Below are 23619 nucleotides of genomic sequence, written 5' to 3' on the forward strand. Positions count from 1 at the left end.
AGCGGAGGGCTGTCCGCGGCTTCGCGCGGCGGCCCTCAGGCCCCGGTGACCGAGGCCAGGTAGGCGGCCGTCCTCTCCGGCTCGTAGAAGAAGTCCTCGAAGTCCGCGGGGTCGTCGAAGCCGTTGGCGAAGCGGTCGGCGACCGGCGGGAGCGCGCCCGCCGCGCCGATGAGGTTCAGGACGTGCTCCGGCGGCGGGGCCAGCATCGCGTTCGTCCACTTGGTGACGTGCCGGGCGGTGTCCCAGTAGCGGTCGAACGTCGCCTGCATCCAGGCCTCGTCGAACTCCTTCTCGCCCTGCTCGAGGATGGAGGCGAGGTAGGAGGCCGCGCACTTGGACGCGGAGTTGGAACCCTGGCCGGTGATCGGGTCGTTGGTGACGACGACGTCGGCGACGCCCAGCACCAGGCCCCCGCCGGGGAGGTGGCCGACCGGGTTGCGGACGGTGGGGGCGTAACGGCCGGCGAGGGTGCCGCCGGCGTCGGTCAGCTCGACCTTGGTGGCCCGCGCGTACTCCCAGGGGAGGAACTTCTCCATGAGCTCCAGGGTCAGGGCGAGGTGCTCCGAAGGATCCTTGACGCCCTTGAAGACGTCCAGCGGACCGCCGGGGACGCCCTCCCAGAACAGGATGTCGGCGCGGCCCGAGGTGGTGAGCGTCGGCATGACGAACATCTCGCCGACGCCGGGCACCAGGTTGCAGCGGACCGCCTCCATGTCCGGGTGCTCCGGGCGGGGGCCCAGGCCGTGCACGTAGGCCACCGCCAGCGCGCGCTGCGGCTCGCCGTAGGGGGAGCGGGAGGCGTCGCGGCCGAACATCTGCACCAGCTCGCCCTTGCCCGCGGAGACCAGGACGAGGTCGTAGGCGCGGGAGAAGTAGTCGAGGTCGGAGACCGCCGCGCCGTGGATCACCAGCTGGCCGCCGCGCTGCGCGAACGTCTCCATCCAGCCGGCCATCTTCACCCGCTGGTCGACGGACTGCGCGTAGCCGTCGAGCCTGCCCACCCAGTCGATCGCGCGCTGCGTGGGTCCCGGGTCGTGCGAGCCGGGGGCCGCGACCGAGACGCCGAGGCCCTCGATCTTCGGGGCCTGCTGCTCCCAGAAGTTCAGCTGGAGGTCGCGCTCGTGCTGGAGGGCCGTGTGGAACATGCACTGCGTCGACATCACCCGGCCGGCGCGGATCTCGTCCGCGGTCCGGTTGGACATCAGGGTGACCTCGTACCCGTGGGACTGGAGGCCGAGGGCGAGCTGGAGGCCGGACTGGCCGGCTCCGACGACGAGTATCTTCCGCATGCGGGGCTGTCTCCTACTCGGGGGTTTCGTCGAGCGCGTGGCCCACCAGGGCCAGGAGGGTCTCGATCACGGATATCCGGCGACGCGCGTCCATGATCATCACGGGTATGTGCCGCGGGACGGTCAGTGCCTCCCGCACGTCCTCCGGCTCGAACAGCTCGCCGTCGTCGAAGTGGTTGACGGCCACGACGTACGGCAGTCCGCAGCTCTCGAAGTAGTCGAGCGCGGGGAAGCAGTCCTTGAGCCGCCGGGTGTCGGCGAGGACGACGGCGCCGATCGCGCCGCGCACCAGGTCGTCCCACATGAACCAGAACCGCTGCTGGCCCGGCGTGCCGAACAGGTGGAGCACCAGGTCGTCGTCGAGCGTGATGCGGCCGTAGTCCATGGCCACCGTGGTGGTGACCTTGTCCGGGGTGCCGGTGAGGTCGTCGGTCTCCTCGCTCGCCTCGGTCATCAGCGCCTCCGTCTGGAGGGGCGTGATCTCCGAGACGGCCCCGACGAGGGTGGTCTTGCCGGCGCCGAAGCCGCCGGCCACCACGATCTTCGTGGCGACGGGGGCCCGGGTGCGGTCCGTCTGCCAGGACTTCAGTTCCTCGTCCGGTTCGTCGAGGAGCGGGGACACACCGAAGGGGGTGTCGGCGTCAGAGACGACGGAGTCCACTCAGCACCCTTTCCAGCAGAGCGCGGTCGGGACGGCCCGTACCGTGACCGGTCCCGGTGCCGTACACACGGATCTTTCCCTGGTCCGCGAGGTCGCTGAGGAGCACCCGGACCACGCCGAGGGGCATCCTCAGCAGCGCGGCGATCTCGGCCACCGTGCGCATCCGGCGGCACAGTTCGACGATGGCCCGCATCTCCGGCATGACCCGGGTGGTGAGCGATCCGTTCGTCAGTTCCCTGCGCCTCTCGGGCGCCTCGAGCTCGGCCGTGGTCGCCACGAACGTCTCGACCAGCAGGACGTGACCGAAGCGGGTGCGGCCGCCGGTCAGCGAGTAGGGGCGCACCCGGGCCGGCCTGCGGTCGCCGCCCCGGACGGGGAGCTGCTGCCTGCGGTTCTGCGGCGTCGTGCTCATCGGCCGCTCCCCGTCGTCTCCTCCGACTCCAGGGATTTTCGCAGTTCACTGCGGAGTTCGGGGGTCAGGACGTGACCGGCGCGGCCCACGAACAGGGCCATGTGGTAGGCCACCACGTTCATGTCGCAGTCGGCGGAACCGTGCACGCCGAGCAGCGAGCCGTCGCTGATCGACATCACGAAGAGGCTGCCCTCGTCCATGGCGGTCATCGTGTGCTTGACCCCGCCGAACCCGATGAGCTTGGCGGCGCCGATGGTGAGGCTGCCGATGCCGGACACGATGGTGGCCAGGTCGGCGGCGGAACCGCGCGGGCCGGTGGGCCGGGCTCCCAGCGACTCGCGCGCCGCGTCGTGGCGGCCTGGGTCCGAGGAGAGCAGCAGCAGGCCGTCGGAGGAGACGACGGCGACGGACCGGATGCCTGGCACCTCCTCCACGAGGTTCGTCAGCAGCCAGTGCAGGTTGCGGGCTTCACTGCTCAGTCCGAAGGTACTGGACGCGGTCAACTGCTTGCCTCCTCGACTGTGCCCCCCGTGTCTTCTGCGGCGTGTGCGTGTGTTTCCTGGGGTGACGGCACCTTGTCGCGGGCCGTCCGTTCGGCGATCTCCGCCTCCACGTCGCGGTATCCGGCCTCCGCCCCCCGGCGGAAGCCGCCGAGACGGCGGCGGAGAGCGTCGGCGTCCACGGATCCGCTCCGCCGGCCGGGGGCCGGGGCGGGTGAGGTCAGTCTGGGGGTGCGCTTCGGGAGCCCCTTGTCGGTGACGACGTCCTCCGAGGCGTCGGGGGTCCTGGTGTGCTCCGCCCGGTCGGCGCCGCCGTGGGCGGCCTCCGGTCCGGGGGCGGTTTCGGGGGCGGGGTCGGCTTCGGGACCGGGAGTGGCCTCCGGCTCGGGGGCGATCTCCGGCTCGGGAGTGACCTCCGGCTCGGGAGTGACCTCCGGCTCGGGGGCTGCCTCGGGCTCGGGGGCTGCCTCGGGCTCGGGGGCTGCCTCGGGCTCGGGGGCTGCCTCGGGCTCGGGGTCGGTGGGTCCGGAGACCGTCGGGTCCGTCTCCTGCCCGGCTTCCGCGTGCGCCTCGGAGTCCGCGTGCGTGTCCGAGTCCGTGTCCGCGTCGGAGTCCGCGTCCGCCGGGAGGAGGAGTTCCATCGTCGTCTCGGCCGGGGTCTCCGGTCCCGTCTCCCGTACGGCCCGCTCGGCGGCCTCGACCAGCGGGTCGCCGCCGGGCTCGGAGCGGCCGCCGGGCAGGACGTTGGAGTTGGCCTCCGCGTCCGCGCCGGGCAGGGCGAAGGTGTGCGTGCCGGCCCCCGGGGCCGACCCGGGGACCGCGGTGGCCGGCGAGGCGGCGAGCAGGGGCGTCGGGAGGACGACGACGGCCGCGATCCCGCCCTTCTTCTGCTCGCGCAGCTGCACGCGCACCCCGTGCCGGTGGGCGAGCCGTGCCACGACGTACAGACCGAGGCCGAGGCCCTCCTCGCCCTCCTGCTCGTACGGCGAGTCCGGGGTGAACTCGGCGAGGCGGGCGTTGAGGCGGGACAGGCGCTCCTCGGCCATGCCTATGCCCTCGTCCTGGACGGAGAGCATGACCTCGCCGTTCTCCAGGAGCCAGCCGGAGACCTCGACGGGCAGGTCCGGCGGGGAGAACGCGGTGGCGTTCTCCATGAGTTCGGCCAGCAGGTGGCTCAGGTCGTCGGCGGCGAAGCCGGCCACGTGCGCGTGCGGCGGCAGCGCGGAGATGCGGACGCGCTCGTAGCGCTCGATCTCGCTGACGGCGGCGCGGACGACGTCGACCAGCGGGATGGGTCCGGCGTGCTGCTGGACGTGTTCCGTGCCGGCGAGGACCAGGAGGTTCTCGCTGTGCCGGCGCATGACGGTGGCGAAGTGGTCGAGCTTGAAGAGGGTGGCCAGCCGGTCGGGGTCCTGCTCGCGCTCCTCCAGGCCCTCGATGACGGCGAGCTGCCGTTCGACGAGACCGAGCGTGCGCAGCGAGAGGTTGACGAAGGTGCCGCCGATGCTGCCGCGCAGCCGGTCCAGCTGGGCGGCGGAGTCGGCGAGTTCGGTGCGCAGCGCCTCGCGGGCGTCGGCCATCCGCTGGCGCTGCCCTACGAGGTGCTTGCGGTCGGACTCCAGGGTGGTGACGCGCTCGTGGAGGGCGGCGGCGTGCTCGTGCAGGGCGTTGACGGAGCGGACGACCTGGGCGAACTCGTCGTTGCGGCCGGTGAACCGGACGGGCTCCTCGGCCGCCGGGTTCTCGGCGCCGGCCAGCCGGGCGGAGCCGATGCGCAGGACGGCCAGCGGGCGGGTGAGGCTGCGGGCCATGCCGGTGGCGATGCCGACGGCCAGCAGGATCAGCGCGCCGAGCAGGGCGATGCGGATCTCCAGCGCGGTGACGTCGTCGTCGCGCAGCTGGGCGAGGTCCTTGGTGCGGCGGTCGTAGAGGGCGGACTCGGCGCCGCGCATCAGCTCCACGCGTGCGGCGAGCGCCGCGTCGAGCTTCTTGGTGCTGGTCCGCAGGTCGTCGTCGCTCAGTTCCGGCTGGTCGGTGAGGGACGCGAGGTACTTCTCCGCGGCCTCCACGTCCGTGCCGGTGACCGTGGAGTCGTAGGAGTCGACGGCCTGTTCGGGGCCGTTCTCCCGGAAGGCGGCGAGTGAGGCGTCGGAGCGCAGGCGGGCCTGCTGGGCGGCGGCCGTCAGGGCGTCGCGGCGCTTCGCGTCGGCGTCGGAGGAGACCTTCTCGGTGGAGGTCCCGCCGGTGACGGGGTCGTAGACGCTCTCGGTGGACGTGGGCACGTTCAGCGCGGCGAGCAGCAGTCCGCGGGTCGCGGCGGCCTGCTGGACGGCGGTGTCCAGTTCGGCGAGGGCGTACGCGCCGGAGCCCGCGCGGGGCGGCATCCGCTCGGCGAGCAGCTCGGCCAGACCGTGCAGCGCGGTGATCGCCTTCGAGTAGGCCTGGTGGGCCTGGAGCGCGGTGCTCCGGCCGGTGAGGGCCTCCTGGCGCACGGTCGCGATGCCGTCGAGGTCCTCGCGGAGCGCGGCGGGCGTGTCGGTGCCGGCGGTCAGCTCGCGCACCTGCCGGTCCACGCGGGCGCTGCCCTCCGGGGAGGGGGCCCTGGACTTGGTCCGGCCGGCCGCGACGTAGACGGTGACCTCGTCGCGTTCGTCGGCGAGCGCCTGGGCGAGCGCGAGCGCGTCCTGGGTCTGTTCGGCCAGGGTGACCAGTTCCTGGGAGTCCTTCAGCCGCCCGGAGGCGTCGAGGACGGAGGGCGCGCCCGCTCCGGCGATGGCGGCGGCGACGACGGTCACCGCGACGATCAGCCGGTTGCGTACGTGGGTGGGGCGGCCCTTGCCGACGGGGGTGGGCTCCGCGCCCCCCTCGGAGGCCGTGTTGCTGCCTGGGCGCCGAGGCCGCGTCTTCTGCACCGGTGCTCGCATTCCTGACTCGTGTACCCATGGGCCGGATGACACACCGTCAACTGGCATGTCCTGTCCGGTACGGTTCCCGACCCTCCCAGTGCCGGTGGGCAGGGGACGCGCATCGCATGCCCCGCCACCCGAAGGAGTGAACATCGGAGGAGAGTTGGCGGGCAAGTTCCCCTGGCGCGTGCGACGGCGGTGCCCGGCGGGCCGGTTGGACGTGGGCGGCAGCCTTTGGCAGTATTCGCCGCCACGCCTTCCCGGAGTGCTTCATTACCGTCCAAAACAGGCGTCTGACCTGCGGGGGTGCACCGGCCCGGCGAACATCGCGGGCCTTTCGCGGAGGGCGTGGAGGGCTCGTGCAGACTGGCCGGATGCGTACGGAGCTTGTGTCGGAACCCGGCGACCGCGGCCGGCCCAACGAGGACTTCGCGAGTGTCGGGCTTCCCGCCTCCGGACAGGGCGGCGCGCTGGTCGTCCTGGACGGGGTGACGCCGCCCCGGGGCAGCTCGGGCTGTCTGCATTCGGTCCCCTGGTTCACCGCGCGACTGGGCGGGGCCCTGACCGAACTGACCCTTTCCCTCCCGGATGTTCCCCTGGCGGAGGCCCTGGGGCGCGCTCTCGCGCGTACCGCCGGGGCGCACGCCGGAACCTGTGACCTTTCTCACCCGCGCACCCCGCAGGCGACCGTGGCCGTGGCGCGCTGGTCGCCGGAGCGGGTCGACTACCTGGTGCTGTCCGACGCGGTCCTCCTGCTGGCCTCCCCCGGCGGCACGGTCACGGCGGTCCGCGACGACCGGCTCGACCGGGTGCCGCGGGCCCTGCTGGCCAGCGCGGAGATCTGCGACGCGCGCGCCCGCAACCGGGAGGGCGGCTTCTTCACGGCCGCCGCGGATCCGTCGGTGGCCGCCCGCGCGGTGACCGGTTCCGTCCCGCGCGGGGAGGTGGCGGCCCTGGCCGGTCTGAGCGACGGGGTGACCCGCTGGGTGGAGACGTTCCGGGAGGGCGACTGGACCGACCTGTTCGCCCTTCTCTCCGGGCAGGGGGCGCGGGCGGTGGTGGAGCGGGTGCGCGAGCGGGAACGGGCCGACACCGAGCGGGTGTTCCTGGGGCGGGCCAAGACGCACGACGACGCCACGGTCGTCCACGTGGAGCTGTGATCCCTCCTGGCGCGGGTCCCCGCGCGAGCCCCGGTGCGGGGCCTACTTGGCCATGCCCTGGTTCAACTCGTGCAGCAGGTGGGCCAGTTCGGCGACCGCGCCGCGGTCCCAGTGGGCGAGCTGGCTGACGTACCGCGCGCGGCGGGCCTCGCGGACGCGGCCGACCCGGGTCCGGCCCTCCTCGGTCAGGGCGACCAGCCAGGCCCGCCCGTCGGCCGGGTCGGGCTCGCGGGCGACCAGTCCCAGCTGTTCGAGGGCGCGCAGCTGACGGGACATGGTGGCCTTGCCGACGCCGATGTAGGCGGCCAGCTCGGTCGCGCGCTGCCGGCCCAGCTCCTCCAGCCGGACGAGGAGGCCGTAGGCGGCGGGCTCCAGGTCGGGGTGGACCTCGCGGGCCATCTCGCCCTGGTTGGCGCGGGCGCGGCGCAGCAGCACCGTCAGCTCCCGCTCCAGGGAGAGGAACTCCCGGTCCGCGCCGCCCGGCGACGCCTCGGGCGCACCGCCCGGCGACGTCCGGGGGGTGCGCCCGTGTCCGTCGCCGTTTCCGTCCTCGTGCACGTCAGCACTCCTGATCAGGCCTCCCGCGCGGGAGGTCCTCGCCCGTTTCCGCCATTGCCGCAGCTCTCCCAGTATTTCGCAGGCGTGGATCCGCGGCGCCTGGCGACCCCCTCCCCCGCCTCCCGTCCCCGCGCGCGGCCGCTTCCGGCACGGGCGGGGCGGCGACCGGCACGCGTACGACGGCTGCGGCCGGCGCGCGCGGGGCGCCGGCACCCCGGTCCGCGCACGGTGAAGGCCCGGGCCTCCCTCACGGAGCCCGGGCCTTCCCTCATCCGGTCCCCGCACGGGCGGGACCCGCCGGGACCGGCGTCACGCGGCGACCGGGACCTCCGGCACGACCCCGTCCGCCGCCGGGGCCAGCGCCAGCTCCAGGACCTGGCGGACGTCGGTGACGGCGTGGACGTCGAGCGTGTCCAGCACCTCCGCCGGGACGTCGTCCAGGTCGGGCTCGTTGCGCTTGGGGATGACGACGGTCGTCACACCCGCCCGGTGCGCGGCGAGCAGCTTCTGCTTCACCCCGCCGACGGGCAGGACGCGGCCGGTGAGCGAGACCTCGCCGGTCATCGCCACGTCGGTGCGCACGAGCCGTCCGCTCAGCAGCGACGCCAGGGCCGTCGTCATCGTGACGCCCGCGCTCGGGCCGTCCTTGGGCACCGCGCCCGCCGGGAAGTGGATGTGCACGCCCCGGTCCTTCAGGTCGGCCACCGGCAGTTCCAGTTCGGCGCCGTGCGAGCGCAGGAAGCTCAGCGCGATCTGCGCCGACTCCTTCATCACGTCGCCGAGCTGACCGGTCAGGGTCAGGCCGGCGGCGCCCGTCTCCGGGTCGGCCAGGGACGCCTCGACGAAGAGGACGTCGCCGCCGGCGCCGGTGACCGCGAGCCCGGTGGCGACACCCGGCACCGCGGTGCGCCGCTCGGCCGGGTCCTGGGCGGACTCGGGCACGTGGTGCGGCCGGCCGATCAGCTCGCGCAGGTCCTCCGCGCGGACGGTGAGCGGCAGCTCCCGCTCGCCCAGCTCGTGCCGGGCGGCGACCTTGCGCAGCAGCCGGGCGACGGACCGCTCCAGGGTGCGCACGCCGGCCTCGCGCGTGTACTCGCCGGCCAGCCTGCGCAGCGCGTCCTCCTCGATGATCACCTCGTCCTCGGCGAGACCGGCCCGCTCCAGCTGGCGCGGGAGCAGGTGGTCGCGGGCGATGACGACCTTCTCGTCCTCGGTGTAGCCGTCGAGGCGGACCAGCTCCATGCGGTCCAGGAGCGCCTCCGGGACGGCCTCCAGGACGTTGGCGGTGGCCAGGAAGACGACGTCGCTCAGGTCCAGCTCCACCTCCAGGTAGTGGTCGCGGAAGGTGTGGTTCTGCGCCGGGTCCAGCACCTCCAGCAGGGCCGCCGCCGGGTCGCCGCGGAAGTCCGACCCCACCTTGTCGATCTCGTCGAGCAGGACCACCGGGTTCATGGACCCGGCCTCCTTGATCGCGCGCACGATCCGGCCGGGCAGCGCGCCGACGTACGTACGGCGGTGGCCGCGGATCTCGGCCTCGTCGCGCACGCCGCCGAGGGCGACGCGGACGAACTTGCGGCCCATGGCGTGGGCCACGGACTCGCCGAGGCTGGTCTTGCCGACGCCGGGCGGGCCGACGAGCGCGAGCACGGCGCCGCCGCGCCGGCCGCCGACGACCCCGAGACCCCGGTCGCTGCGGCGCTTGCGCACCGCGAGGTACTCGGTGATCCGCTCCTTCACGTCCTCCAGGCCGGCGTGCTCGGCGTCCAGGACCGCCTTGGCGCCCCGGATGTCGTAGACGTCCTCGGTCCGCTCGTGCCAGGGCAGTTCCAGGACGGTGTCCAGCCAGGTGCGGATCCAGGAGCCCTCGGGGGACTGGTCGCTGGACCGCTCCAGCTTGTCGACCTCCTTGAGGGCGGCCTCGCGCACCTTCTCCGGCAGGTCGGCGGCCTCCACGCGGGCGCGGTAGTCGTCGGACTCCTCGCCCTCCTGTTCGCCGTTCAGCTCGCGCAGTTCCTTGCGGACGGCTTCCAGCTGGCGGCGGAGCAGGAACTCCCGCTGCTGCTTGTCGACGCCTTCCTGGACGTCCTTGGCGATGGTCTCGGCGACGTCCTGCTCGGCGAGGTGGTCGCGCAGCTGGCGGGTGGCGAGCCGGAGCCGGGCGACCGGGTCGGCGGTCTCCAGCAGCTCCACCTTCTGCTCGGTGGTCAGGAACGGCGAGTAGCCGGAGTTGTCGGCGAGGGCGGAGACGTCGTCGATGGCCTGGACGCGGTCGACGACCTGCCAGGCACCGCGCTTGCGCAGCCAGGCGGTGGCGAGCGCCTTGTACTCCTTGACCAGCTCCGCGGCGTGGCCGGGCAGCGGATCGGGTGCGCTCTCGTCGATCCTCGTCCCCTCGACCCACAGCGCCGCACCGGGGCCGGTGGTGCCGGCGCCGATCCTCACGCGGCCGCGGCCGCGGATCAGGGCGCCCGGGTCACCGTCGGCCAGCCGGCCGACCTGCTCGACCGTGCCCAGCACGCCGGTGCTCGCGTACGACCCGTCGATGCGCGGCACCAGCAGGACCCTGGGCTTGCCGGGCTCGGAGCGGGCGGCGGCCTGCGCGGCCTCGACCGCGGCGCGTACGTCGTTGTCGTTGAGGTCGAGCGGAACCACCATCCCGGGCAGCACGACCTCGTCGTCGAGCGGCAGCACGGGCAGGGTGAGCGGTGTGAACGCTGCGGACTCAGCAGCCATGATCTCCCCTTAGGCAGTCAAGTTGAGTTATGCCGACTCAATGCACGTGAGTCCCCGAATGTTCCCCGCCCCGGCCGCCGTTCGCTGTCGGCGATCACGCCTGTCACCGTCACCGGACGGCGGCATAAGCTCACCGTAATAGCCTAATAACGCGAGAGACCATTACGGGAGATGTCGTGGGCGGCGTCGTGCGGGCATGGGTGGACGGTTGGGTCGTGTCGCGCGGGGCGGCCCCTCCGGTGCGGGAGCCGTGGGGGTTCACCGTGGACGTCGGGCAGCCGGCGCACGTGTCGCGGCACGTCCTCGCGGCGGTCGGCGACGACGTCGAGGAGGAGACCGTGCGCGAGGTCGCGGGCGGTGTGCGGGCCGCCGGCGTGTGGCTGAAGGTGTTCCGGGACCCGGCACCGGTCGGGAGCTGGCTCGGGAAGGGCTGGTGGGTGGATCCGGAGCCCGGCTGGCTGATGACCGTGCCGCTGCCGGCCCGGGCGGGGCACCCGCGCGTGCCCGACGGGTACCACCTGCGCCGCTGGACGCGCGGCGGCGTCACCCGCCTCCTGGTCACCGCGCCCGACGGTTCCTTCGCGGCCCGCGGCCAGGTCGCCCCGACCGGCGCCACGGCGGTGGTCGACCAGGTAGAGACCGCGCCCGGGCACCGGCGCCGCGGCCTGGGCGGCCTCGTCGTGCGCCTGCTGACCGAGCGGGCGGCCGCCGAGGGCGCGGAGACGGGCGTCCTGGCGGGGACCCCGGCCGGCCGGGCCCTCTACGAGTCCCTGGGGTGGACGGTGACGGCACCGCTGACCAGCGCGAGATTCACGGGGCCCGGCGAGGCCGCCGGCCAGCCGCGGGCCCGTACGCGTTAGCCGCGGGCACGCGCGCGTCGGCCGCGGGCCCGTACGCGTTGGCCGCGGGCACGTACGCGTGGCAGGGCGCCGGGCACCGCCGGCCCCCCACCGCTCACCCGTGCCCCGCACGCGCACCGCTCCCCGGACGCCGCACCCACGGCCAGGTCGCGACGCCGATCGCCAGGGCGATCAGATGGCCCCAGTCGCTCAGCGGGTCGGCGAGGACGAGCAGGTTCCTCAGGAGGATCCCGCCGGACACCGCGAGGAGCAGCCGGCGCGGCCAGGGACCCAGCAGGCCGGCCAGCGCGCCGGCGCTCGCCGCGACGCCGAAGCTGACGCCGTAGTCGAGGCGGTGCAGCGAGCTGTCCGGAAGACGGCCCGCGAGGACGGCCAGACCCACCGGGACCTCGGTCGCCAGGGTGGCCAGGACGTGTCCGAGCAGGAAGACGCCGGCCGCGCGGGCGCCTCCGACGCGCCGCTCCAGCGCGGCGAGGACCAGCAGGAAGCCGAGCGTGAACGGCGACCCGATCCCGCCGGCCACCCACAGCGCGCTGGCCAGCAGCACCGGCACCGGGGCGTGCAGCAGGTGCGCGACGTCGGTGCTGGAGTTCTCGTGCAGGACCCGTACGAGCGCGGGGTCGGCGTGCGCGGCGACGTACGACGTGACGGCGAGGAGGAGGGCGTAGAAGAAGGTGAAAGGGGTGCCGGCGGGCGTGGGCAGCGGGTGCCGCGGGCGCGAGCGGGACCGGTCGCGCGCCGGGTCCCGGGACACGGACGGACCGTGCCGGCCGGAGAGCGGTGCCGGTGAGCCGGCCGGGCCGGGCGGTGCCGCGGTGCCGGCCGGCGCGCGTTCCGCCGTGGCGCACTGTTCCACCCTGGGGCGCTCCTTCCGTTCCCCGCGTCCCTCGAGGCCCTTGTCCCGTGTCCGGCGCCACGCGACGGCCGGTCCTCGGCGCCCCCGGACGGCGTCGGCACCGGCGTACGTCAACCGCGCCTACCCCGCTCACCCCCGTTCGAACACGCCTGCCCCCGATATTCCCCGACGAGCCGCCAGGTCCGGTGCCAAGATGGCCCGATGCCCGTCTCCTACGACTCCCCCGAAGTCCTGGACCGTCGTGAGGGCCCCTACGGCGAGGTCGTCCTGCGCCGGCACGGGGGGCTGCTCCAGATCATCGCCAATGGCTGTTTCCTGATGGACACCTCCGACGGCCGCTCGGAACGCCTCCTGATGGACGCCGCGCTCGCCGCGCTGGACGGCCGTCCCGCACCGGATGTGCTGATCGGCGGCCTGGGCGTCGGATTCTCGCTCGCACACGCCGCCGCCGACCCCCGGTGGGGCCGGATCACCGTCGTGGAGCGCGAGCGCGCCGTGATCGACTGGCACCTCGACGGCCCGCTCGGCGCCGTCTCCCGCGCCGCCCTCGCCGACCCGCGCACCACCGTCGTGGAAGCGGATCTCCTCGATCACGTCAATGAGACATCCGACACGTTCGACGCCTTGTGCCTCGACATCGACAACGGACCCGACTGGACCGTCACGGAGGGCAACGGCGGCCTGTACTCCCCGGCCGGACTCGCAAGCTGCGCAAGGGTGTTGAGGCCCGGCGGGGTACTCGCGGTATGGTCCGCACAGCCGTCTCCCAAATTCGAGGGAACCTTGGGGAATGCCGGGTTCCAACAGGTGCGTACCGAAGAGATCCCGGTTGCCCGAGGCGTGCCGGACGTCGTGCACCTCGCCGTCCGACCTGGATAGCAAAGCCGCGGTGACTCCCCGTACGCTGCTGCCCTGACGCAGGTCATCAAGGCGTCAACCGCAGTCATGCGCAGAAAAGGAATCACCCCACTGGTTCCGGAAAGCACACTTCAGGGGCGGGCGATGGAGCAGACACACACCGCGCACAACGGCACGGCGACGGCGACACCCGGCGCGCAGCGCCGGGTCCTGGTGGTCGAGGACGACCCCACGATCGTCGACGCCATCGCGGCCCGCCTGCGCGCCGAGGGATTCCTCGTGCAAACGGCGGGTGACGGCCCGGCGGCCGTCGACACCGCGGAGGCCTGGCAGCCCGATCTGCTGATCCTCGACATCATGCTGCCCGGCTTCGACGGTCTGGAGGTCTGCCGTCGCGTGCAGGCCGCCCGCCCGGTGCCGGTGCTGATGCTCACCGCGCGCGACGACGAGACCGACATGCTGGTCGGGCTGGGTGTCGGCGCCGACGACTACATGACCAAGCCGTTCTCCATGCGGGAGCTGGCCGCGCGCGTGCACGTCCTGCTGCGCCGCGTGGAGCGCGCCGCGATCGCGGCCTCGACGCCGCGCAGCGGGATACTGCGGCTCGGCGAGCTGGAGATCGACCACGCGCAGCGCCGGGTCCGGGTGCGCTCGGAGGACGTGCACCTCACGCCCACCGAGTTCGACCTGCTGGTGTGCCTGGCGAACACCCCGCGCGCGGTGCTCTCCCGCGAGCAGCTGCTGGCGGAGGTGTGGGACTGGGCGGACGCCTCCGGCACCCGCACCGTCGACAGCCACATCAAGGCGCTGCGGCGGAAGATCGGGGCCGAGCGGATCCGCACGGTGCACGGCGTGGGCTACGCGCTGGAGACCCCGACGCCATGAGCCGCGGGCCGGACGGACCGAGAAGCCCCGGGGGCCCCTGGGGCGGTGTACGCCCGTTCTCGATCAAGACCAAGCTGGGGGCGCTGGTCGTCATCTCGGTGCTGATCACCACCGGGCTGATGATGATCGCCATGCGCACCGAGACCGAGCTGCGCTTCATCACGGTCTTCTCGATGATCGCCACCCTGCTGATCACGCAGTTCGTGGCGCACTCGCTCACCTCGCCGCTGGACGGGATGAACACCGTGGCCCGGTCCATCTCGCACGGCGACTACACCCGCCGGGTGAGCGAGAACCGCCGTGACGAGCTGGGCGACCTGGCCCAGACGATCAACGTCATGGCGGACGAGCTGGAGGCGCAGGACCGTCAGCGCAAGGAGCTGGTGGCCAACGTCTCGCACGAACTGCGCACCCCCATCGCGGGTCTGCGCGCCGTCCTGGAGAACGTGGTCGACGGGATCGCCGAGGCCGACCCCGAGACCATGCGCACGGCGCTGAAGCAGACCGAGCGGCTCGGACGGCTGGTGGAGACCCTGCTGGACCTGTCCCGCCTCGACAACGGCGTCGTACCGCTGCGCAGGCGGCGCTTCGAGGTGTGGCCGTACCTGTCGGGGGTGCTGAAGGAGGCCAACATGGTCGCCTCGGCGCGCGCCACGATGGGCTCGGGCGGCAGCCACACGCGCACGGACGTCCACCTGCACCTGGACGTGAGCCCTCCGGAGCTGACCGCGCACGCGGACCCGGAGCGCATCCACCAGGTCGTCGCCAACCTCATAGACAACGCGGTCAAGCACAGTCCGCCGCACGGACGGGTGACGGTCAGGGCGCGGCGCGGGCCGCTGCCGGAGTCGCTGGAGCTGGAGGTCCTGGACGAGGGACCCGGCATCCCCCGTTCGGAGTGGCACCGCGTGTTCGAGCGGTTCAACCGGGGCGCCGTCCGCCGTCCGCACGGTCCGGGCAGCGACGGCGGCACGGGACTGGGACTGGCGATCGCCCGCTGGGCGGTCGATCTGCACGGAGGCCGGATCGGAGTGGCCGAATCCGAGCGGGGTTGCCGGATTCTTATCACTCTTCCGGGAGACTCCTCCGTTCCAAGTTGACGTAAAGTCTGCGGCGGAGCCACAAGATCCACAGGCGTTCGCGCGGGCGGATCCGTGGGGTCGGGCATCCCGCCGGCCCAGGTCGGCCCAGGTCCGCACGCTGAGCGCGCGTGACCCGCATCGACCTGCGTCGACGCACCCGTTCCAGTGCGCAACCGCGTTTGTTTCCCGCCATTTCCTCCCCCGAAACAGCCCTTGTGATGTGACTTACGCGACGATGCGGTGGCCCGGTCTGACCTTCACCGGCTGGGAGGCGTAGCCTTTATTCCCGCTGTCCATCACCTTGTGAAGCGGAAGAGGGCGGTTGCCGCCGTGTCGCCACAGTCCCCCAGTAACGCATCGAGCTCCCCCGGTCTTCGGCCGGGCGGTGCCCCCACGACCGACGCAGACCAAGCGGGCAGGAATCCCGCTGCCGCGTTCGGACCGAACGAGTGGCTCGTCGACGAGATCTATCAGCAGTACCTCCAGGACCCGAACTCGGTAGACCGTGCCTGGTGGGACTTCTTCGCCGACTACAAGCCGGGCGCGGCCGCGCCGTCGGCTCCGGCGGGTACTGCGGCCGCGGGGGCCGCAGCGCCCTCCACCGCGCCCGCGGCGCCCGCCGCCCCGGCGGCTCCGGCCGCCCCGGCCCAGGCCGCCCCCGCGCCCGCCGCCCCCGCGCCCGCCGCGCCGAAGCCCGCCGCCGCGGCTCCGGCACCCGCGAAGGCCGCGGCCCCGGCCGCGAAGCCGGCCGCCAAGGCCGCGCCCGCCGCCTCCCCCGACGGCCCCGAGTTCGTGACGCTGCGCGGCCCGTCCGCCGCGGTCGCCAAGAACATGAACGCCTCGCTGGAGCTGCCCACGGCCACGTCCGTGCGCGCGGTCCCGGTGAAGCTGCTGTTCGACAACCGCATCGTCATCAACAACCACCTCAAGCGCGCCCGGGGCGGGAAGATCTCCTTCACGCACCTGATCGGCTTCGCGATGGTGCAGGCCATCAAGGCCATGCCGTCGATGAACTGGCACTACGCGGAGAAGGACGGGAAGCCCACCCTCGTCAAGCCCGCGCACGTCAACTTCGGCCTGGCCATCGACCTGGTGAAGCCGAACGGCGACCGCCAGCTCGTCGTGGCCGGCATCAAGAAGGCCGAGACGCTGAACTTCTTCGAGTTCTGGCAGGCCTACGAGGACATCGTCCGCCGCGCCCGCGACGGCAAGCTGACGATGGACGACTTCACCGGCGTCACGGTCTCCCTGACCAACCCCGGCGGCCTCGGCACCGTCCACTCCGTCCCGCGCCTGATGCCCGGACAGTCGGTCATCATGGGCGTCGGCTCCATGGACTACCCGGCGGAGTTCCAGGGCACCAGCCAGGACACCCTGAACAAGCTCGGCATCTCGAAGGTCATGACGCTCACGTCGACCTACGACCACCGGGTCATCCAGGGCGCCGCGTCCGGCGAGTTCCTGCGGATCGTCGCGAACCTCCTCCTCGGCGAGCAGGGTTTCTACGACGACATCTTCGAGGCGCTGCGCATCCCCTACGAGCCGGTCCGCTGGCTCAAGGACATCGACGCCAGCCACGACGACGACGTCACCAAGGCCGCCCGCGTCTTCGAGCTGATCCACTCCTACCGGGTCCGCGGCCACGTCATGGCCGACACCGACCCGCTGGAGTACCGCCAGCGCAAGCACCCCGACCTCGACATCACCGAGCACGGGCTCACCCTGTGGGACCTGGAGCGCGAGTTCGCCGTCGGCGGCTTCGCGGGCAAGTCCCTCATGAAGCTGCGCGACATCCTCGGCGTGCTGCGCGACTCGTACTGCCGCACCACCGGCGTCGAGTTCATGCACATCCAGGACCCCAAGCAGCGCAGGTGGATCCAGGACCGCATCGAGCGCTCGCACACCAAGCCGGAGCGCGAGGAGCAGTTGCGCATCCTGCGCCGGCTGAACGCGGCGGAGGCCTTCGAGACCTTCCTGCAGACGAAGTACGTCGGCCAGAAGCGCTTCTCCCTGGAGGGCGGCGAGTCCGTCATCCCGCTGCTCGACGCGGTGCTCGACTCGGCCGCCGAGTCGCGCCTCGACGAGGTCGTCATCGGCATGGCCCACCGCGGCCGGCTGAACGTGCTGGCGAACATCGTCGGCAAGTCGTACGCGCAGATCTTCCGCGAGTTCGAGGGCAACCTCGACCCGAAGTCGATGCACGGCTCCGGCGACGTGAAGTACCACCTGGGCGCCGAGGGCACCTTCACCGGCCTGGACGGCGAGCAGATCAAGGTCTCGCTGGTCGCCAACCCCTCGCACCTGGAGGCGGTGGACCCGGTCCTGGAGGGCGTCGCCCGCGCCAAGCAGGACATCGTCAACAAGGGCGGCACGGACTTCACCGTCCTGCCGGTGGCCCTGCACGGCGACGCGGCCTTCGCGGGCCAGGGCGTGGTGGCCGAGACCCTGAACATGTCGCAGCTGCGCGGCTACCGCACCGGCGGCACGGTCCACATCGTCATCAACAACCAGGTCGGCTTCACCGCGGCCCCCGAGTCCTCGCGTTCCTCCATGTACGCGACGGACGTGGCCCGCATGATCGAGGCCCCGATCTTCCACGTGAACGGCGACGACCCGGAGGCCGTGGTCCGCGTCGCGCGGCTCGCCTTCGAGTTCCGCCAGGCCTTCAACAAGGACGTGGTGATCGACCTCATCTGCTACCGCCGCCGCGGTCACAACGAGTCGGACAACCCGGCCTTCACCCAGCCGCTGATGTACGACCTGATCGACAAGAAGCGCTCGGTGCGCAAGCTCTACACCGAGTCCCTCATCGGTCGCGGCGACATCACCCTGGAAGAGGCCGAGCAGGCGCTGCAGGACTACCAGGGCCAGCTGGAGAAGGTCTTCACGGAGGTCCGCGAGGCCACCGCGCAGCCCACCTCCGGCACCTCCCCCGACCCGCAGGACGGCTTCCCGGTCACGGTGGACACCGCGATCTCGGCGGAGGTCGTCAAGCGCATCGCCGAGTCCCAGGTCAACATCCCCGACCACATCACCGCGCACCCGCGTCTGCTGCCGCAGCTCCAGCGCCGCGCCTCGATGGTCGAGGACGGCACGATCGACTGGGGCATGGGCGAGACGCTGGCCGTCGGCTCCCTCCTCCTGGAGGGCGTCCCGGTCCGCCTGGCGGGCCAGGACTCCCAGCGCGGCACGTTCGGCCAGCGGCACGCCGTGATCATCGACCGGGAGACCGGCGAGGAGTTCACGCCGCTGATGTACCTCTCGGACGAGCAGGCGCGCCTGAACGTCTACAACTCCCTGCTGTCCGAGTACGCGGCGATGGGCTTCGAGTACGGCTACTCGCTGGCCCGCCCCGACGCGCTCGTGCTGTGGGAGGCGCAGTTCGGCGACTTCGTCAACGGCGCCCAGACGGTCGTGGACGAGTTCATCTCGTCGGCGGAGCAGAAGTGGGGCCAGACGTCCGGCGTCACCCTGCTCCTGCCGCACGGCTACGAGGGCCAGGGACCGGACCACTCGTCCGCCCGCCCGGAGCGCTTCCTCCAGATGTGCGCCCAGAACAACATGACGGTCGCCATGCCGACCCTGCCGTCGAACTACTTCCACCTCCTGCGGTGGCAGGTGCACAACCCGCACCACAAGCCGCTGGTCGTCTTCACCCCGAAGTCGATGCTGCGCCTCAAGGCCGCCGCGTCGAAGGCGGAGGAGTTCACGGCGGGCCAGTTCCGCCCGGTCATCGGCGACTCCTCGGTGGACCCGGCCGCCGTCAGGAAGGTCGTCTTCTGCGCCGGCAAGGTCTACTACGACCTGGACGCCGAGCGTCAGAAGCGCGGCATCACGGACACCGCGATCATCCGCATCGAGCGCCTGTACCCGCTGCCGGGTGCCGAGCTCCAGGCGGAGATCGCCAAGTACCCGAACGCCGAGAAGTACCTGTGGGCCCAGGAGGAGCCGGCCAACCAGGGTGCCTGGCCGTTCATCGCCCTGAACCTGATCGACCACCTGGACCTGGCCGTCGGCGCGGACGTGCCGCACGGCGAGCGCCTGCGCCGCATCTCGCGGCCGCACGGCTCGTCCCCGGCGGTCGGCTCGGCCAAGCGCCACCAGGCCGAGCAGGAGCAGCTGGTGCGTGAGGTGTTCGAGGCGTAGGCGTCCTCGACCGCGGACAGCGTCGGACAGCGGCGGGGCCGCACCTCCTCACGGGGGTGCGGCCCCGCCGTTTCGCGGGCGGGACGCACGGTTGTCGCACGGGCGGGGTGCGTGCTTGTCACGGGGCGGGGTTCCGTCGTTTCGCGGGGCGGTCCGGCTGCCGGCCGGGGGCGGTCCGGCCGGCCGCGCCCACTTATCCTTGACCCATGTACTTCACGGACCGTGGCATCGAAGAGCTGGAGAAGAGGCGCGGCGCGGAGGAGGTCACCTTCGAGTGGCTCGCCGAGCAGCTGCGGACGTTCGTCGACCTGAACCCGGACTTCGAGGTCCCGGTGGAGCGGCTGGCGACGTGGCTGGCCCGACTGGACGACGAGGACGACGAGTAGGTCCACCGACGTCACGCCGGTCGCGTGTGGGGGCGCCCCGAGGGGCGCCCCTTTTTGCGTGCCCGTCGGCCGCGGGAACGCCGTCACCGGAAAGAGTGCCTTGACTTCCGAGGTCCGCGATATATCGTGTTTTACGTGAGACGCGATATGGCGTGTCGTGTCGCCGAGGAGGTCGTCCCCATGCCCGAATGGTCCGTCACCGAGCCGAGGAAGCTCTCCTTCGACGAGCCGGTGAGCGAGCTGCACGTCCGCATCGTCGAGGGAACGGTCAACGTGGTGGGCACCGAGGAGGATTCGGCCCGCCTGGAGGTCTCCCACCTCGAAGGGCCCCCGCTCCTCGTGAGCCACCGGGACGGAGCGCTGACGGTGGCGTACGAGGACCTGCCCTGGAAGGGCTTCCTCGCCTGGCTCGACCGCAAGGGCCGGCGGCGCGATGCCGTCGTCTCGCTCGCCGTCCCGGCCGGCACCCGTGTGGAGGTGGGCGTGGTGAGTGCCGGCGCGGTGGTCTCCGGCATCGACGGCCGTGCCGCCGTGAGGGGGGTCTCCGGTGACACGACCCTCGTCGGCCTGGCGGGACCGGTCCGCGCGGACACCGTCTCGGGGAACGTGGAGGCGCAGGCCCTCACCGGCGACCTGCGCTTCAACTCCGTCTCCGGGGACCTGACCGTCGTCGAGGCGGGCTCCTCCGTGAAGGCCGACTCGGTGAGCGGCTCGATGATCGTCGACCTCGACCCGGCGAGCCGCCCCACCGACATCAGCCTGACCAGCGTCTCGGGCGAGATCGCCATCCGGCTGCCCCACCCGGCGGACGCGCGGGTGGAGGCGAACACCGCGAGCGGCTCGGTCTCCAACGCCTTCGAGGACCTCCGGGTCAGCGGCCAGTGGGGGGCCAAGCGGATCACCGGCCGTCTGGGCACGGGCAGCGGCCGTCTCAAGGCCACGACGGTCTCCGGCTCGATCGCCCTGCTGCGGCGACCCGCGGTGGAGGACGGACCGTGGGAGGCGGGGCCGGCTCCGGACGACGGCGAGTCCACCGGTCCGGGAGACTGTCCCCCGTCCGGAGACGGTTCAGCGTCCGGCCCGGACGACAGCACGACCGACAAGAAGGTGCTCTGACATGCCTCCCGTCTTCGCCCACGGCCGCCTCCGCCTCTACCTGCTCAAGCTCCTGGACGAGGCTCCGCGCCACGGCTACGAGGTGATCCGCCTCCTGGAGGAACGCTTCCAGGGGCTGTACGCACCGTCGGCGGGCACCGTGTACCCCCGGCTGGCGAAGCTGGAGGCCGAGGGCCTGGTCACCCACACCAGCGAGGGCGGCCGCAAGGTGTACGCCATCACCGACGCGGGCCGGGCCGAGCTCGCCGACCGCAGCGGTGAACTCGCCGACCTCGAGCTGGAGATCCGCGAGTCGGTCGCCGAACTGGCCGCGGAGATCCGGGCCGACGTGCGCGGGGCGGCGGGCGACCTGCGGCGCGAGATGCGGGCGGCGGCCTCCGAGGCCCGTCAGGGCACCGGGGCGGGCGCCGGATCCGGCGCCGGGCCGGGCGCCGGGGAGCACGGGGAGTACGGCGACGGGGAATCGTGGCGGGCCGCCAAGGAGGAGATGCGGCGCGCCAAGCAGGAGTGGAAGGAGCAGGCCCGCCGGGCCAAGGACGAGAGCCGGCGGGCCCGCGAGGAGGCCCAGCGGGCCCGCCGCCAGGCCAAGGAGGCCCAGGACCGGGCCGTGGCCCAGGCCCAGGAGGAGGTCCAGCGCATAGCGCGACGGGTGCAGGACCAGGTCCAGGACCACTTCGCGCGGGGCGACTGGCCGACGGGTGTCCGAGAGGGACTGACCGAACTGGCCAAGGAGTTCGGAGAGTTCGGGAAGGAGTTCGGCAAGGACTTCGGCTTCGGCCGGGGTGGCGCCGGGAGCCCGGAGCGAGCCGGGGAGGCCCAGGAGCCGAAGGCCGCCGCGGGACCGGCGGGAGGCGCGGGTGCCGCGGCCGAAGGCCCGGTCTACACCGAGACTCCCGAGGACTTCCCGGCCGGCTTCGAGCCGTCCTGGGCCCACGAGGCACCCGGCGACGACCCGGCCCGTGACCTGGACCGGCTCCTGGACCGTTTCCGCGACGACATCCGCGACGCGGCCCGCGACCACGGCGTCACCGCCGGCCAGCTCCGCGCGGCCCGCCGTCATCTGTCGACGGCGGCGGCCCACATCGGGGCGATGCTGCGGACGGAGGAGAAGTGAGCACGGGCACCCGGCACATCGGCTGACACGGCGGGCACCCGGCACGTCGGCTGAGGGCGGCGCCCGGCGCGTCGGCTGGGGACGGGTCACCGGCGCGTCAGCCACCGGGCGCCGTCCACCCCCACGGCCCGCCGTCCACCGTCCGCCCGCTCCCGCGCCCCGCGGCCTCAGCCGGCCCGGGCCTCTCCCTCGGCGTACAGGACGCGGGTCAGGGAGGTGTGGGTGACGCCGTGGTCGGCGAGGACCTCGGCGGAGGGTCCGGGGCAGGCGGTCAGCGCGAGCAGGAGGTGTTCGTCCCCGATGCGCCGGTCGCGATGGGCCAGGACGATGCGCAGCGACTTCTCCAGGACGCCCTTGGCCTCCCGCCCGAAGCCGGGACGGGAAGTCCGTCGGCCCTTGTCCCGCCGGTCCCCGGACATCGCCCCGGCCCCGTGCGCCTCCTCGACCCGGGAGACGATCTCCGACACGTCGATGCCGAGGCCGGCGAGGGCGTCGGCGTCCGCCCGGGAGAGGCCCGCGCGCCGGCGCGCCTCGTCCAGCGCCTCACGGACCGGCCCCCGGCCCTCCACCGGGAGGCCGAGCGCGGTCAGCGCGAAGGAACCTCGGCTCGCCTCGCGGTCCAGCAGGGCGAGGAGCAGATGCTCGGGGCCCACGGTCCCCTCGCCGGCGTTCCAGCAGTGCGCGACCGCGCCGCGCACCACGTCCCGGGCGTCCTTCGTGAACCGCTCGAACATCACTGCCTCCCGTACTTCTTGTGGACGGCCTGCCTGCTGACCCCGAGTTCTGCGGCGATCTCCTGCCACGACCACCCCTGATGGCGCGCACTGCGCACCTGCACCGCCTCCAACCGCTCCAGCAGCCGGCGCAGCGCGGCGACGGCGCGCAGTCCGACCCGTGGATCACGGTCGCCCGCGCGCTCGGCGAGATCCGTTGCTTCGGTCATGACGTCAACTTACGTTGACATCCGCCTTCACGTCAACCCGAGTTGACACGGGGTACGCGAAAGGCGGGTCCGGAATCCGGACCCGCCGTCAGGAGTGCGAGGAGCTGCCGGGAACGCGAGGAGCCGTCAGGAGCCGGTGAGGACGATCTTGCCGAACTGGTCACCGGAGGCGAGCCGTTCGAAGCCCTCCCGGGCACGGTCCAGCGGGAGCACCTCGTCGATGACGGGCCGGACCCCGGTCGCGGCGCAGAAGGCGAGCAGGTCCTCCAGTTCGTCCTTCGTGCCCATCGTGGAGCCGACCACCTTGAGCTCCAGGAAGAAGATCCGGGTCAGTTCGGCGTGGGAGGGGCGGTCGCCGCTGGTCGCTCCGGAGATGACGAGGGTGCCGCCGGGCCGCAGCGACTTCACCGAGTGGGACCAGGTGGCGGCGCCGACGGTCTCGATGACGGCGTCCACGCGCTGCGACAGTCGCGCCCCCGGCTCGACGGCCTCGACGGCACCCAGTTCCAGGGCCCGCTTCCGCTTGGCCTCGTCCCGGCTGGTCGCGAAGACCCGCAGTCCGGCCGCCTTGCCGAGCACGATCGCGGCCGTGGCCACCCCGCCCCCGGCGCCCTGCACGAGCACCGAGTCGCCGGGCCGCACCCCCGCGTTGGTGAACAGCATGCGGTAGGCCGTCAGCCAGGCGGTGGGCAGACAGGCGGCCTCCTCGAAGGACAGTTCCTTCGGCTTGGGCAGGATGTTCCAGGTCGGCACGGCGACCCGCTCGGCGAAGGTCCCCTGGTAGTGCTCGGTGAGGATGGACCGGGGCTCCCGGGGGCCGACTCCGTGGCCGGTCTGGCCGATGACGGAGTGCAGCACGACCTCGTTGCCGTCCTCGTCGACGCCTGCGGCGTCACAGCCGAGGATCATCGGCAGCTTGTCCTCCGGGAGGCCGACGCCCCGCAGGGACCAGAGGTCGTGATGGTTGAGGGAGGCGGCCCGGACGGTGACGGTGCTCCAGCCGGGGCGGGCGTCGGGAGCCGGTCGCTCCCCCAACTCCAGTCCGGAAAGCGGCTGGTCGCGGTCGATTCGAGCGGCGTAGACGGCGAACATGTCCCCGACGATAGGGTCCCGCGGCTCTCGGCGAAACCGGGAGGCACTGTGAGACACGCCCT

20 protein-coding genes are annotated in these 23619 nt (G+C 72.8%); 9 read left to right on the forward strand and 11 right to left on the reverse strand.

Translation table 11 applies throughout. From position 1 onward, the window contains the following. Positions 1 to 35: 35 nt before the first annotated feature. Genes ACZ5FU_RS02055 through ACZ5FU_RS02075 form a run of 5 tightly spaced genes read right to left on the reverse strand, consistent with a single transcriptional unit; the run spans position 36 to position 5774 of the window. Positions 36 to 1289: a styrene monooxygenase/indole monooxygenase family protein gene (locus tag ACZ5FU_RS02055; RefSeq protein ID WP_469044237.1), complete on the reverse strand. Its 1254-nt coding sequence runs from the start codon at positions 1287 to 1289 to the stop codon at positions 36 to 38. A gap of 13 nt (positions 1290 to 1302) precedes the next feature. Continuing rightward, on the reverse strand, positions 1303 to 1950 hold the full coding sequence (locus ACZ5FU_RS02060; RefSeq protein WP_451525537.1) for a GTP-binding protein: 648 nt from the start codon (positions 1948 to 1950) through the stop codon (positions 1303 to 1305). Then, entirely contained in the window at positions 1931 to 2362 is a 432-nt protein-coding gene (locus ACZ5FU_RS02065; RefSeq protein WP_451525536.1) for a DUF742 domain-containing protein, read from the reverse strand. The genes ACZ5FU_RS02060 and ACZ5FU_RS02065 overlap by 20 nt, the downstream gene beginning before the upstream one ends. Further along, positions 2359 to 2865 (reverse strand): roadblock/LC7 domain-containing protein, encoded by a 507-nt coding sequence (locus tag ACZ5FU_RS02070; RefSeq protein ID WP_451525535.1) that lies wholly within the window; start codon positions 2863 to 2865, stop codon positions 2359 to 2361. Before ACZ5FU_RS02070 ends, ACZ5FU_RS02065 begins: the two co-directional genes overlap by 4 nt. Then, positions 2862 to 5774 (reverse strand): sensor histidine kinase, encoded by a 2913-nt coding sequence (locus tag ACZ5FU_RS02075; protein WP_469044239.1) that lies wholly within the window; start codon positions 5772 to 5774, stop codon positions 2862 to 2864. Before ACZ5FU_RS02075 ends, ACZ5FU_RS02070 begins: the two co-directional genes overlap by 4 nt. A gap of 368 nt (positions 5775 to 6142) precedes the next feature. Here ACZ5FU_RS02075 and ACZ5FU_RS02080 point away from each other — a divergent pair, with 368 nt between their 5' ends. Next, positions 6143 to 6928 (forward strand): hypothetical protein, encoded by a 786-nt coding sequence (locus tag ACZ5FU_RS02080; protein ID WP_451775510.1) that lies wholly within the window; start codon positions 6143 to 6145, stop codon positions 6926 to 6928. A 42-nt stretch (positions 6929 to 6970) separates the two neighbouring features. Here the strand turns inward: ACZ5FU_RS02080 and ACZ5FU_RS02085 are convergent, their stop codons facing one another. Both ACZ5FU_RS02085 and lon read right to left on the reverse strand, forming a co-directional pair. Next, entirely contained in the window at positions 6971 to 7486 is a 516-nt protein-coding gene (locus tag ACZ5FU_RS02085) for a MarR family winged helix-turn-helix transcriptional regulator (protein ID WP_469044241.1), read from the reverse strand. 309 nt (positions 7487 to 7795) lie between these two features. Further along, complete coding sequence (lon, locus tag ACZ5FU_RS02090; protein WP_451525531.1) at positions 7796 to 10219, reverse strand: endopeptidase La; 2424 nt, start codon at positions 10217 to 10219, stop codon at positions 7796 to 7798. 176 nt (positions 10220 to 10395) lie between these two features. On the opposite strand from lon, the gene ACZ5FU_RS02095 reads away from it, so the two are divergent. Beyond that, positions 10396 to 11079 carry a GNAT family N-acetyltransferase gene (locus tag ACZ5FU_RS02095; protein ID WP_451525530.1) on the forward strand — a complete coding sequence of 228 codons (684 nt, stop codon included), beginning with the start codon at positions 10396 to 10398 and terminating at the stop codon, positions 11077 to 11079. Between the two features lie 94 nt (positions 11080 to 11173). Here the strand turns inward: ACZ5FU_RS02095 and ACZ5FU_RS02100 are convergent, their stop codons facing one another. Next, on the reverse strand, positions 11174 to 11833 hold the full coding sequence (locus tag ACZ5FU_RS02100) for a rhomboid-like protein (protein ID WP_469044243.1): 660 nt from the start codon (positions 11831 to 11833) through the stop codon (positions 11174 to 11176). A 303-nt stretch (positions 11834 to 12136) separates the two neighbouring features. Between ACZ5FU_RS02100 and ACZ5FU_RS02105 the strand changes: the two genes are divergently transcribed. From ACZ5FU_RS02105 to ACZ5FU_RS02135, 7 genes are all read left to right on the forward strand, one after another. Beyond that, complete coding sequence (locus ACZ5FU_RS02105; protein WP_451525528.1) at positions 12137 to 12814, forward strand: spermidine synthase family protein; 678 nt, start codon at positions 12137 to 12139, stop codon at positions 12812 to 12814. Positions 12815 to 12937: 123 nt separating this feature from the next. Beyond that, complete coding sequence (locus ACZ5FU_RS02110) at positions 12938 to 13678, forward strand: response regulator transcription factor (RefSeq protein ID WP_451525527.1); 741 nt, start codon at positions 12938 to 12940, stop codon at positions 13676 to 13678. Continuing rightward, positions 13675 to 14778, forward strand: coding sequence for a sensor histidine kinase (locus ACZ5FU_RS02115; protein WP_451525526.1), 1104 nt, complete (start codon positions 13675 to 13677; stop codon positions 14776 to 14778). The genes ACZ5FU_RS02110 and ACZ5FU_RS02115 overlap by 4 nt, the downstream gene beginning before the upstream one ends. A gap of 312 nt (positions 14779 to 15090) precedes the next feature. Continuing rightward, positions 15091 to 18906 carry a multifunctional oxoglutarate decarboxylase/oxoglutarate dehydrogenase thiamine pyrophosphate-binding subunit/dihydrolipoyllysine-residue succinyltransferase subunit gene (locus ACZ5FU_RS02120; protein WP_451775502.1) on the forward strand — a complete coding sequence of 1272 codons (3816 nt, stop codon included), beginning with the start codon at positions 15091 to 15093 and terminating at the stop codon, positions 18904 to 18906. 206 nt (positions 18907 to 19112) lie between these two features. Next, positions 19113 to 19292 (forward strand): DUF6104 family protein, encoded by a 180-nt coding sequence (locus ACZ5FU_RS02125; protein WP_073491365.1) that lies wholly within the window; start codon positions 19113 to 19115, stop codon positions 19290 to 19292. Positions 19293 to 19472: 180 nt separating this feature from the next. Further along, entirely contained in the window at positions 19473 to 20408 is a 936-nt protein-coding gene (locus tag ACZ5FU_RS02130) for a DUF4097 family beta strand repeat-containing protein (protein WP_469044245.1), read from the forward strand. Between the two features lies 1 nt (position 20409). Continuing rightward, positions 20410 to 21522, forward strand: coding sequence for a PadR family transcriptional regulator (locus ACZ5FU_RS02135; RefSeq protein WP_469044247.1), 1113 nt, complete (start codon positions 20410 to 20412; stop codon positions 21520 to 21522). Positions 21523 to 21689: 167 nt separating this feature from the next. Here ACZ5FU_RS02135 and ACZ5FU_RS02140 read toward each other — a convergent pair whose 3' ends face one another. From ACZ5FU_RS02140 to ACZ5FU_RS02150, 3 genes are all read right to left on the reverse strand, one after another. Beyond that, entirely contained in the window at positions 21690 to 22256 is a 567-nt protein-coding gene (locus ACZ5FU_RS02140; RefSeq protein ID WP_469044248.1) for a Clp protease N-terminal domain-containing protein, read from the reverse strand. After that, positions 22256 to 22465 (reverse strand): helix-turn-helix domain-containing protein, encoded by a 210-nt coding sequence (locus ACZ5FU_RS02145; protein WP_382793163.1) that lies wholly within the window; start codon positions 22463 to 22465, stop codon positions 22256 to 22258. Before ACZ5FU_RS02145 ends, ACZ5FU_RS02140 begins: the two co-directional genes overlap by 1 nt. Positions 22466 to 22591: 126 nt before the next feature. After that, entirely contained in the window at positions 22592 to 23557 is a 966-nt protein-coding gene (locus tag ACZ5FU_RS02150; RefSeq protein ID WP_451525521.1) for a zinc-binding dehydrogenase, read from the reverse strand. Positions 23558 to 23619: the final 62 nt, after the last annotated feature.

Source organism: Streptomyces sp. NPDC031554, from assembly GCF_055580685.1.

Bases quoted from the DNA above. Each gene is read 5' to 3' on its own strand.
- ACZ5FU_RS02055 (WP_469044237.1), bottom strand. From the start codon at position 1,289: ATGCGGAAGATACTCGTCGTCGGAGCCGGCCAGTCCGGCCTCCAGCTC.
- ACZ5FU_RS02065 (WP_451525536.1), bottom strand. From the start codon at position 2,362: ATGAGCACGACGCCGCAGAACCGCAGGCAGCAGCTCCCCGTCCGGGGC.
- ACZ5FU_RS02080 (WP_451775510.1), top strand. From the start codon at position 6,143: ATGCGTACGGAGCTTGTGTCGGAACCCGGCGACCGCGGCCGGCCCAAC.
- lon (WP_451525531.1), bottom strand. From the start codon at position 10,219: ATGGCTGCTGAGTCCGCAGCGTTCACACCGCTCACCCTGCCCGTGCTG.
- ACZ5FU_RS02105 (WP_451525528.1), top strand. From the start codon at position 12,137: ATGCCCGTCTCCTACGACTCCCCCGAAGTCCTGGACCGTCGTGAGGGC.
- ACZ5FU_RS02110 (WP_451525527.1), top strand. From the start codon at position 12,938: ATGGAGCAGACACACACCGCGCACAACGGCACGGCGACGGCGACACCC.
- ACZ5FU_RS02115 (WP_451525526.1), top strand. From the start codon at position 13,675: ATGAGCCGCGGGCCGGACGGACCGAGAAGCCCCGGGGGCCCCTGGGGC.
- ACZ5FU_RS02125 (WP_073491365.1), top strand. From the start codon at position 19,113: ATGTACTTCACGGACCGTGGCATCGAAGAGCTGGAGAAGAGGCGCGGC.
- ACZ5FU_RS02130 (WP_469044245.1), top strand. From the start codon at position 19,473: ATGCCCGAATGGTCCGTCACCGAGCCGAGGAAGCTCTCCTTCGACGAG.
- ACZ5FU_RS02135 (WP_469044247.1), top strand. From the start codon at position 20,410: ATGCCTCCCGTCTTCGCCCACGGCCGCCTCCGCCTCTACCTGCTCAAG.
- ACZ5FU_RS02140 (WP_469044248.1), bottom strand. From the start codon at position 22,256: ATGTTCGAGCGGTTCACGAAGGACGCCCGGGACGTGGTGCGCGGCGCG.
- ACZ5FU_RS02145 (WP_382793163.1), bottom strand. From the start codon at position 22,465: ATGACCGAAGCAACGGATCTCGCCGAGCGCGCGGGCGACCGTGATCCA.
- ACZ5FU_RS02150 (WP_451525521.1), bottom strand. From the start codon at position 23,557: ATGTTCGCCGTCTACGCCGCTCGAATCGACCGCGACCAGCCGCTTTCC.